Origin of the sequence: Synechocystis sp. LEGE 06083, from assembly GCF_015207725.1 — a bacterium.
Taxonomy (GTDB): Bacteria; Cyanobacteriota; Cyanobacteriia; order Cyanobacteriales; family Microcystaceae; genus Synechocystis; species Synechocystis salina.
Genome location: NZ_JADEWJ010000131.1, coordinates 1 through 10,092 on the forward strand (window position 1 = coordinate 1; position 10,092 = coordinate 10,092).

Consider the following 10,092-nt stretch of genomic DNA (forward strand, 5'->3'; position numbering starts at 1 on the left):
CGGAGTTTGCCCAGAAATGGGACCAGCGTTACCCTGCCATCAGTCAGCTCTGGTTCCATACCTGGGAGTTCATTATCCCGTTTTTTGATTATCCACCGGATATCAGGAGGGTAATTTATACCACTAACGCTATTGAGTCTCTCAATCGTTCTTTTCGTAAGGTCATTAAAAACAAGGGAGTTTTCCCTTCCCAAGATTCTCTACTGAAACTTTTATACCTATCTTTGCAACGTATTTGCCGTAAATGGACTATGCCCATCCAGCATTGGAAGGCGGCTCTTGCTTGTTTTGCTATTGAACACCCTAATTCTTTTCTTTTCTAATTTCCCCTTTACACAAATTCCTTGACACTCCCAAATAAGCAACAGCCTTAGTTTGAAAATTTTCCAGGCTGGCTCCTGTATTCCCAGGATTGAGCGCTAAAAAAGCGGCGATCGCCTGCTCAAAACTGCCTGATTTCACTAATAAATCTCCCCCATTGGCGATTAAAAAAGGAGCATAAAAACGTCCTCCGGCCAAAACCACTTCTCCAAATTCACTTGCAGTGGTATTTTTACTGGGATCACCATTGGCCCCAGCTTCCAGAAAAAAATTATTGACGTGTTGACGAAGCGCAGTTTGGGCATAGCCTTTATCCCCTGGATTTAGCAAGTCATCTACCAGACCATTACCATTAAGATCATCCACATCGAGAATGCTTCCGCTTGTGTTTTCCACCGCATAAAACCCCACCAGGTTATGAAATAGAGCATTGGTTTGGGACAACGCACCATCATCAATTTCGCCTTTAATTTCTCCGGAGACAGAGCTAATATCGTAGACTAAACTTCCTAAATTGTCCGTATTAGGCTGAAAATTAAAAGCATCAGTTGCATTGGGATCAAGATAAAAGCTATTCAAGTCTTGATTCAAGATCCAATAATGTTTCAAAGGAACAAAGACATTAGTGTCTTGAGAAAAAATAGACTCCGTCCCTTGTAATTGGAGGTTGTTAAACTGAAAATTGACATTCAATCCATTGGGCATCCATAGACGATTATAGATATTAGTTGCTATGTCTGTAGAAATGCTATAGTAATCGGATAAGCTTTGAATAGTTGATTGTGAATTCGTTTCTAGATTTTGCAACATAGCTTGATAACTGACCATAAAATCCTTTAGCAAAGCTCGTTTGTCGAGGTCCTGCCAAACATATTTATTCGTATTAGCTACAACCCCTTGATAGTCCCCTAAAAAAAGCTGAAAACCTGGATCAGCTTGGGCACCTTCTAAGTAAGAATAGGGAGGATTGAGTAAAGTAGCATCGATTTGATTGTTAATTAGTTCGTCATAGCGTAAATTAGTGGCACCTGCCTTGATAAAATCTAAGTTTTGGTATTCTTCTGGCGTGAGCTTTTGGCTTAAATAAGAACGTAAAGCCCTAGCGTAACCGGTGTTTGTATCAATTCCAATTCTATTTTTATTCGCTTCTGGATCAATCTCGCCACACAGGTCTAAAATGCCTCCGTGAATGGGGAAAAGGGCCAAAATTGCAGAATATTTATCCTCTAATGATAGGGACAAAGTATCGTCATAGGACATTAAAACTATATCGGCATTATTGTCGAACAAATCTTGATGGGCTTCATCAGCATTTTTGACATATTTAATTTCTAAGTTAATATCTAACTGCGGCTGGAGGGTGCTCAATAAAAAAGCTGAAATATCTTTAAAAGCCGAGATTTTGAGGGTTGGAGTCATTGCATTAACCAAGAAAGAGAATGATTTTAGAAAAGTTACAACGGTTACGGTATTTGAGTGGCACAGCAAAACCGTTACAGAATAATCATTACGACTATCCTGTGTGTGTCAAGTTGATTCGGAATTTGCTGTAAACTCCTTAGCGAATATAGCTGCTTGAAATAAAATTAAGACAGTAGAGATTTCTACAAGGCTTGTATTGAAAGTACCTTAATTATTTATATTGCCGTATTTTTAATTGAATTAGCTATAAGTTTTATTGTTTTTTGGGCTTGCTGACGAGTAAACTTGGGGAGCATCCCACTTTTGCCCTGAGTATAAATGCTTAGTGATGTGAGTAGAGAAAATTGCTGTAAAAATAAGAAAAACAGGAAAAATCTATGACCCCAGAAGAAATTCAGCAGGCCAAGGACTATTTTCAAGCAGGGGCGAAGCTCCTCAAAGCCAATACAGCAGAAGCAGATTTAGAATGCTTTGAGAACATTGAACTAATTATGCGGAAGTATATGCTCGAGGTCGTCGGTCCGGCAATGGGGGAAATTTTTTTTCCCGAGAGACCCCAAAGCTGACAGCAAAAAACGAAAGGTGAAAACTGCTATTGGTACTGTGTCAGTACCGAGTCGTCATGCCGAAAAGCTTGGACTCAAACCTCACACTCAACTGAGTCCTCTCCTGGAAAAATGTTGTCTTGTCGCCAGTGCTAAAACTTCCTATGGACAAGCATCGGAGGATATGAAGTTAATGACTGGGATGAAAGTCAGTGGCAGCAGTCTCCATCGGCTGGTACAAAGGTTGGATTTACCCCCTGAAACCAGCACCAGAACGATAACAGGGTTAAGTGTAGACGGTGGTAAGGTGCGTTTACGAACACCTCATCCCGGTCCTTGTGAGTGGCGTGATTACAAAGCCGTTGCTCTTCATGATTCACTCTATAATGCCTATTTTCGAGACAATGAAGCCCTGGTTGCATGGATAAAACAGAATCCTCTCTCCCCTCTGGTTACCTGCGTGGGAGATGGCCATGATGGTATCTGGAATATCATTACTCTAATTGCTTCCGAACACCAACGACGAGAAGTCCTCGATTGGTATCATTTGATGGAAAATCTCTACAAAGTCGATGCTCCTCCCAGTGACTTGAAGCAAATCAAAACATTCTTGTGGTCGGGTTGCTTCGAGGATGCATCGAAGCAGTTAAAATCCATTGACACCTATGCTAGTCAGACTTTTCGGGCGTATTTGAATAAGCACCGCCATCGCATTGTTCCCTATGATCTATACCAGTTGATGGGATTGGATATTGGCTCTGGATCAGTCGAGTCTACTGTGAAACGAATTGGTGCTCGTCTCAAATTATCTGGTGCTCAATGGTCTCCCAAGAATGTTAACCGAATGCTACGCCTACGCTGTGCCTATCTTAATCACGCCTTCTCTATGAGTATTTATGCTTGCTGACAAACTGGGATGCTCCCCGCTAAGCTTAATTGTCTAACAATTTCTTTACCAAAGCTTGTATTGAAAAATTCAAAAGCCTCTATGGAACTTAAGGGAAAAGATTTGTTGAGTAAGGCATGAAATTTTGTTAATTCTTCAGGGGTAAGATGCTTAGCATAAAAATTAAATTCAGGGGTAATTTTACCATCCTGGGCAAAAGTCTCTAAGCTATCGACGGAAATATTAAAATCTCCAAATGGCGCAATGGAAAATTTAATTTCTTCTGCGGCGAAGATAGGGGAAATGGGGAAAAGAGAAAGTAGCCCGAATCCTAACGTTAGCAATGATTTTTGGCTTAAATTGATCATAATTAGTGATAATGTTTTTTTTGATATGGTTAAGCAAACATTTACTTTTGCTTAATTAGGAAAACGGCGGAGTCTATACCTTCTGGTTGCTCCTATAAACTAAACGAAAACCAATGTGGGAAGTTCCTGTATCGGGGGATTGGGCTTCCCTCGCAGAAGGGCGATAGCGACTGCAATAATTACGAGCGCATAAAAAAGAACCTCCTTTAATCACGTGTTTGGCAATGCCTGGATCGCGGGGATCAAAACTTTCTTGTTCCTTATTGGCAATGGGATCGGATTGGTTTGCTTGATGATCATGGCCCCATTGATACCAATCCTCTGTCCATTCCCAAACATTACCAGTCATGTCGTATAAGCCATAGCCATTGGGAGGAAAAGAACCGACGGGAGCCGTTCCCAAATAACCATCTTCTTTGCTATTTTTAATCGGAAATTTCCCCTGCCAAGTGTTGGCTTTTTTAGGGTTATAGGTGTTACCCCAGGCAAAAATTTTGTCCTTTAAGCCCCCCCGTGCCGCAAATTCCCACTGTGCCTCCGTTGGTAATGCTTTTCCTGCCCAGTTTGCATAGGCTTGGGCATCTTCAAAGGCAATATGAACAACGGGATGATTATCTTTACCTTTAATTGTACTATTGGTCCCTTCCGGATGCTGCCAATTCGCCCCTGGTTGCCAATGCCACCAACTTAATTCTGTGATCGATTGCCCTGGGGATAAGGCTTGAAAGACAACGGAACCCGGCGATCGCCCTTCATCGGTTAGTTCAGGGAATTGTTCTTTCGACAGAGGCCGTTCAGCCACAGTCAGATAACCTGTCTCTTGCACAAACTCGGTAAATTGGCCATTGGTTATTTCATGGGTATCCAGACAAAAATGGCTAACTGTGACGGTGGCGACAGATCGTTCCTCTGGCCATTGATTATCGTCGGCTCCCATACGAAAGGTTCCCCCTGGAATTTCCACCATCCCATCAGGACAGGCCCAAGCTACTGACCCCAGGAGCATCCAAGCGGCGATCGCCCAACCAATGAGCCAGAATGGTTTAGGAAATATAGCCATAAAGTCTATTTACTCATTCGATTGATTTCGGTAGTTTAAAGAAAAATTTACTGAGATTACCTTTACCCAAATATTGGTCAAGTTCTTGGAAAATATTATGGATTAAAAATACCGTTGAAACACAGAGAAGAATGCCTAAAAATTGATAAAAATTGCGTGTCTCCAAGAATAGCTTCAGGGCAGGCATTAAGGCTTTGGTTTCGTGGTAAGCATGAAAGAGATTTTCAATCACACTCAACACAAAAACAGCTAGGGTATAAACCGAAGTTCTGTAAAAAACTTGAAGATAACGGGGAGATTTAGCAAAACGATTCATCCAAGGCGTCATATCCATAATGGCAACGGATTTAGCGGAAACTAAGGCATAAACCACCACCTTGGCAAACACACTAATATCAACCGCAAATTCCTTCAAAAAAAGCTGCATGATGACAACGATATACCCATAGCCAATAAAGAAAAAAAGGCTGAGGGAGCCAACTTTTTTAAGTTCCTGTTTTATCGCTTTCATAGAAATTAATTGACGCTGTAACCGCGGCCCTCCATACAAGCCGTCCAGGCCCGGTAGTAGGTTTGCAGTTGTTGTTGTTCAGCCTCATTGGTCTGGGTTTGGACTTGAGCCTGTTCATGTTTTTCTTCCCGTCGCCGAAACAATCCCGCCAAAGCCCCCACGCCGGCACCGATCTCCGCTCCTTCCCCCACATCTCCACCGATCGCCCCACCCACAACACCAAGAAGGGAGCCTTTAGCCGCTCCCCTTACCACTTGACCCTGTTGAGAAGATTGAGCTGTAGTAGTCGGGGATAATTGGGAAGGATCAACCCCCGTTTGTTCTTTTGCCCAGCTATAGCAAGCAAAATGATCCTCTTGTTGTTGTTCCTGGGTTTGTCCTTTGGTCGGATAGGCAAAAGGTTCTGGGGATTGGGATTGGGCTAAAACTAAATTCGCAGGTAATAAAAAAGAACTTAAAATTCCCAAGCTAATTCTTTGGATTTTAGGGGTCATGAATACTAGGCAGGTGAAATAGTTGACAAGCTACTAGGGAATTTCTACAAAAACGCAGAAGCGTGCCTGATCTTATAACTTCTACGGCATTCTGTGAATTTCGTTGGCCGTCTTGTGCCAAAACCCCAAAATGGCTAGAAGAAGGAACAACTTATTCCCGTTTGATCGAACAGATTCGTTTTGAGCAAGCCATTCGCTGGTTGCAAGATCCGGCGGTCAAACTAGGGGATATTGCCAGCCAATTAGGGTATAAAAACTCGACCCACTTTTCCCGTGCCTTCAAGCGGTGGACTGGTCTAAACCCCAGGCAATATCGCTTATCGCGGTCAATGGGAACGGGAAGATAAGTCAAAACTATATTAATATCACCGTCTTTGGGCCTAGACTTCTGTGATGACCCCTTTTAAGTCTTTAGTTAACTCTAAAGTACCTTGGCTTGGTGCGCTGGAACCCAAAAACCTCTGAAGTGGCCCGACTTTTGGCATCCACCTCACTCCCAAAAAGCGGGGGAACTGGCCTGCGAAATTTGGGAGTAGTGCCTTGCCTATAATTTTCTAAGCCACATCGTCGTGGGCAAAGCGATTATAGAGAAAGTCGAGGGCGCAGTTACGCAATTGGTAATAGGTGGGGTCTTCCATAATCCGGTCTCGATCCCGGGGCCGGGCAAAGGGAATGGTCATAATTTCCCCAATGTTGGCGTGGGGCCCATTGGTCATCATCACCAGGCGATCGGAGAGGAAAAGGGCTTCGTCAATGTCGTGGGTGATCATCAAAACAGTGCAACGGTGATCGTTCCAGATTTGTAGTAATTCTTCCTGCAATTCCTCCTTGGTAATGGCATCTAACGCCCCAAAGGGTTCATCCAAAATCAACACCTCTGGGCGGATAGCCAAGGCCCGGGCAATGGAAACCCTTTGCTTCATGCCGCCGGAAATTTGCCCCGGTTTTTTGTCCATGGCATCAATTAACCCCACCATGGCTAGATGATCCTTGGCGATCGCCCTTTTTTCTGCTTCTGTTTTTTTGGGGTGGACAGCATCCACCGCAATGTAGACATTTTCTAATGCAGTTAACCAAGGTAGCAGGGCATAGTTTTGGAAGACCACCATACGGTCAGGGCCAGGTTCACTGATAGTTTTTCCCCCTACCTGCACAGAGCCCTCTGTGGGGTTGGCAAAACCGGACACCATATTGAGAAGGGTCGATTTACCGCAACCGGAGTGGCCAATAACGCAAATAAATTCCCCTTCATCAACGGTGAGGTTGACATTTTCTAACACCGTATAGGGGCCTTTGGCGGTGGGGTACACCTTAGAAACGTTTTCAATGGTCAAAAATGGGGAGGTGGGACCATCCAATGGGGTAGGAGTGGACATGGGTCGGTTAGGATTTAAGGTTTTCATAGTTAGCTGTCGAGGAATAATCAGGGGTCATGGGCGTGGATCTGGGGACAGAACCTAGGCAAAAACCGGCGCTGGGGTGGGGTTATTGAGGTGCACTTCGGCAATGGTGAAGTTGCAATGAATGACGGTTTGATTCAGGTAGGCAATGGGGTCATCGGCATTAAACACTTCTCCGTCAAAGAGGGCGATGGGTTGCCGTTGATAGTTGACGTCGTAACCTAATTCCCGGGCGGCGGTGCTAAATACTCCCACTCGACAAACCCGCTCTAAAATCTCCACCCAGTTGCGGGGGAAGGGGATTTCTCCCCAGCGGGCCATTTGGGTCATCATCCAGAGATGTTCGGTGCGAATAGGACGATTGACCTGATCGCCAAAGAAAAGATGGTGGGAGTACTCCACAGGGTTGCCCAGGCTACAGGTGCGACCTTCAGGATCACCGAGGTGGATATAGTCAATGTTGGTGCTGAGATATTGACGGGTGGCCAACAGTTCCCGAATTTCCATTTCGTGGTTGGGGTCAGCGCAGTAGGCACAGGCTTCCAACAGGGCTTTCACCAAGGCCACATGGGTATTAGGGTGGGCGATCGCCCAATCTTCCCGCACTCCCAAAACTTTACCGGGGTGATTTTGCCAAATTTCCAAATCGGTGGCGATGCTAAACCCAGCTCCTTCCATGGAGGCCCGCAAATTCCAAGGTTCACTGACACAATAGCCATCAATGGTACCCGCCTTCAGATCCGCTACCATCTGGGCTGGGGGAATAGTTTTGAGATGTACATCCCGGTCGGGGTTAATGTTGTGGGCCGCCAGCCAATAACGCAACAACAAGTTGTGCATGGAGGAAGGATGGACCATGCCCAGGGTGTGGGGATCGCCGTCGGAGGCCAATAGGAGTTGACGAAAATCCTCAGCGGTGTAAATGCCTTGGTCGTACAGTTTTTTACTGAGGGTGATGGCGTTGCCGTTGCGGGTCATGGTCAAAGCGCTGACCACGGGAATGGACTGTTCCCGATAACCCCCCGCTGTGAGCCAAGTGGGCATACCCGCTGGCATTTGGGCCCCATCTAGGTAGCCCCCAGCGATACCGTCCACAATGCCCCGCCAACTGGTTTCCCGCACTAAGCTAACTTCATCTAAGCCATGCTTGGTAAAAAAGCCCTTTTCCTGGGCCACCACCAAGGGCGCAGAGGCCACTAGGGGCACATAGCCCAATTCCAAATTGACTTTCTCCAGCCCATGCCTGGCGATCGCCGTGGTTTTTTTGGCCCGTAATTTTTTAATGCGTTTTTGCTGATTAAGAAAATAAATAATCTCACTGCGGAGGCTGTAATAACTGGGATGTTCCACCACTTCCATGCGTTTGCGGGGGCGGGGAATATCCACCTCTAGAATGCCGCCAATGTTAGACCCAGGGCCATTGGTTAGCATCACAATGCGGTCTGACAACAACACCGCTTCATCTACATCGTGGGTAACCATCACCGCTGTGACTTGGTATTGTTCACAAATGCGCATTAATTGTTCTTGCAAATTGCCCCTGGTCAAAGCATCCAACGCCCCAAAGGGTTCATCCAATAGCAATAATTTTGGTCGAATGGCCAAGGCCCTGGCGATCGCCACCCGTTGTTTCATGCCCCCGGACAATTCACTGGGTCGTTTATCCACCGCCTGGCCTAGGCCAACCAAATCAATGTGTTCCTCAATAATGGCTTTACGTTCCGCCGCTGGTGCCCCCTTCATGACCTCATCCACAGCGAGGGCAATATTTTGCTTCACCGTCAACCAAGGCAATAAAGAATAGTTTTGGAAAATCACCATCTTGTCCGGCCCGGGCTGCTTGATCCGCTTACCTTCCAGGGTGACAATGCCTTCACTGGGTAGGTCCAATCCGGCAATCATATTGAGCAGAGTTGATTTGCCACAGCCGGAGTGACCAATCAGGGAGACAAATTCCCCCTTTTTAATTTCCAAATTAATTCCCTTGAGGGCGACGTATTGCCCCCCATCTGTGAGGGAAAAAATCTTATCGATATTGTCAACAGCAACAAAAAGGCTCATAGCGACTCAAACAATTGATTAAAGGGACAAAATACTGGGGCGACAGCGGTTAAAACGTAAACGTCGTTCGTAGGGCAAAGACCCCGGTTGTACTATTACTGGAGTCGCCTTCGGGATTGAAAATGACAAACGCACCGGGGGTAATGCTGAGATTGTTGTTGATCTTGTAGTTATAGAAGGCTTCAATTTGGTAGGGAATCGCCCGGTTGCTGATATTGTCAGGTGTTAACGTTGCTCCATTACCGGCCCCAACCCTGGTGAGGGGTTGACCAAACATCAAACCCGCCGTGTTGCCCTCCGCAAAGGCATCGGGGAAATAAAGCCCAGCCATCCAACTAGCAAGATTGGTAAAGGCAGAACCGCTGTTAGCTTGATCCACCATAAAGTAAGCACCATAGGTGGTGAAGTAAATGCTGGGGTTAATGCGCCAAGTTAGGGTCGCACCTACGGAATTAACGTTAACTGGGGTTGTCAACGGTAAACCCCCGAGAGTTCCTGCCGCCGCCCCTGTCAGTCCCGTACCTAAAATATTGATCTGGTGGTAGCTGTAGGCATAGTTCAAACCAAGATCCAGATTTTCGGTGGGATAAAGGGTTAATTGCGTTGCCGCCACAAAACTGCCGTTGAATAGACCCGCACCGAGGGGCGTACCGGGAAAACCTTCATTTTGGGGAATAGCAGCGTTGACAGAGCCATAAAGTGCCCGCCAATCTACCACATCATTGGGTTTGTAGATGAAGCCAGCGGCCGAAGCTAAGCCCGTTTCTGTGGTTCCCCCTGAGACCCGTAGTACGGGGTTGATGGCGAAAGCCCGGGAAAGAGTGCCCTGCCCTTCACTGGCAAAGGGGACAATGGTGGGAAATGCATCGGTGACCTCCGCTTTGGGCCCAACGAAGACGGTGAAATTATCTGCTACCGGGGTGATGTAGAGCAATTTGTACAGACAAACACTGTTATTGCCACAGCTGGGTTGGAGATTTTGGGGGTTAAAACCAGCAAACTGAGGTTCATAGTTGAAACTCTG

The 10,092-nt window shown here is 45.9% G+C and carries 12 protein-coding genes; 4 read left to right on the top strand and 8 right to left on the bottom strand.

Annotation, left to right across the window (positions count from 1 at the left end; translation table 11 throughout):
- Positions 1-323: transposase (locus IQ219_RS11165; RefSeq protein ID WP_194072639.1), on the top strand; the 323-nt coding region annotated here is incomplete at its 5' end.
- Here the strand turns inward: IQ219_RS11165 and IQ219_RS11170 are convergent.
- Positions 304-1,740 carry a hypothetical protein gene (locus tag IQ219_RS11170; protein ID WP_194072640.1) on the bottom strand — a complete coding sequence of 479 codons (1,437 nt, stop codon included), beginning with the start codon at positions 1,738-1,740 and terminating at the stop codon, positions 304-306. The genes IQ219_RS11165 and IQ219_RS11170 overlap by 20 nt on opposite strands.
- Positions 1,741-2,120: 380 nt before the next feature.
- Here IQ219_RS11170 and IQ219_RS11175 point away from each other — a divergent pair, with 380 nt between their 5' ends.
- Both IQ219_RS11175 and IQ219_RS11180 read left to right on the top strand, forming a co-directional pair.
- Positions 2,121-2,309 carry a hypothetical protein gene (locus IQ219_RS11175; protein WP_194072641.1) on the top strand — a complete coding sequence of 63 codons (189 nt, stop codon included), beginning with the start codon at positions 2,121-2,123 and terminating at the stop codon, positions 2,307-2,309.
- Between the two features lie 16 nt (positions 2,310-2,325).
- Positions 2,326-3,195 carry an ISKra4 family transposase gene (locus tag IQ219_RS11180; RefSeq protein ID WP_194072642.1) on the top strand — a complete coding sequence of 290 codons (870 nt, stop codon included), beginning with the start codon at positions 2,326-2,328 and terminating at the stop codon, positions 3,193-3,195.
- Here the strand turns inward: IQ219_RS11180 and IQ219_RS11185 are convergent.
- From IQ219_RS11185 to IQ219_RS11200, 4 genes are all read right to left on the bottom strand, one after another.
- Complete coding sequence (locus IQ219_RS11185; RefSeq protein WP_194072643.1) at positions 3,183-3,542, bottom strand: alpha/beta hydrolase; 360 nt, start codon at positions 3,540-3,542, stop codon at positions 3,183-3,185. The genes IQ219_RS11180 and IQ219_RS11185 overlap by 13 nt on opposite strands.
- A gap of 73 nt (positions 3,543-3,615) precedes the next feature.
- On the bottom strand, positions 3,616-4,602 hold the full coding sequence (locus IQ219_RS11190; protein ID WP_228016967.1) for a formylglycine-generating enzyme family protein: 987 nt from the start codon (positions 4,600-4,602) through the stop codon (positions 3,616-3,618).
- A gap of 13 nt (positions 4,603-4,615) precedes the next feature.
- On the bottom strand, positions 4,616-5,113 hold the full coding sequence (locus tag IQ219_RS11195; protein ID WP_194072644.1) for a hypothetical protein: 498 nt from the start codon (positions 5,111-5,113) through the stop codon (positions 4,616-4,618).
- A gap of 5 nt (positions 5,114-5,118) precedes the next feature.
- On the bottom strand, positions 5,119-5,607 hold the full coding sequence (locus IQ219_RS11200; protein WP_194072645.1) for a glycine zipper family protein: 489 nt from the start codon (positions 5,605-5,607) through the stop codon (positions 5,119-5,121).
- A gap of 62 nt (positions 5,608-5,669) precedes the next feature.
- Between IQ219_RS11200 and IQ219_RS20535 the strand changes: the two genes are divergently transcribed.
- Positions 5,670-5,954 carry a helix-turn-helix transcriptional regulator gene (locus tag IQ219_RS20535; RefSeq protein WP_194072646.1) on the top strand — a complete coding sequence of 95 codons (285 nt, stop codon included), beginning with the start codon at positions 5,670-5,672 and terminating at the stop codon, positions 5,952-5,954.
- Positions 5,955-6,161: 207 nt separating this feature from the next.
- Here the strand turns inward: IQ219_RS20535 and IQ219_RS11210 are convergent, their stop codons facing one another.
- The 3 genes from IQ219_RS11210 to IQ219_RS11220 all read right to left on the bottom strand — a co-directional run.
- Positions 6,162-7,010, bottom strand: a complete 849-nt coding sequence (locus IQ219_RS11210) for a nitrate ABC transporter ATP-binding protein (protein WP_194072647.1) — start codon at positions 7,008-7,010, stop codon at positions 6,162-6,164.
- 54 nt (positions 7,011-7,064) lie between these two features.
- Positions 7,065-9,068, bottom strand: coding sequence for a nitrate ABC transporter ATP-binding protein (locus IQ219_RS11215; protein WP_194072648.1), 2,004 nt, complete (start codon positions 9,066-9,068; stop codon positions 7,065-7,067).
- Positions 9,069-9,117: 49 nt separating this feature from the next.
- Positions 9,118-10,092 (bottom strand): iron uptake porin (locus IQ219_RS11220; protein ID WP_194072649.1); only part of this gene is annotated, 975 nt, incomplete at its 5' end.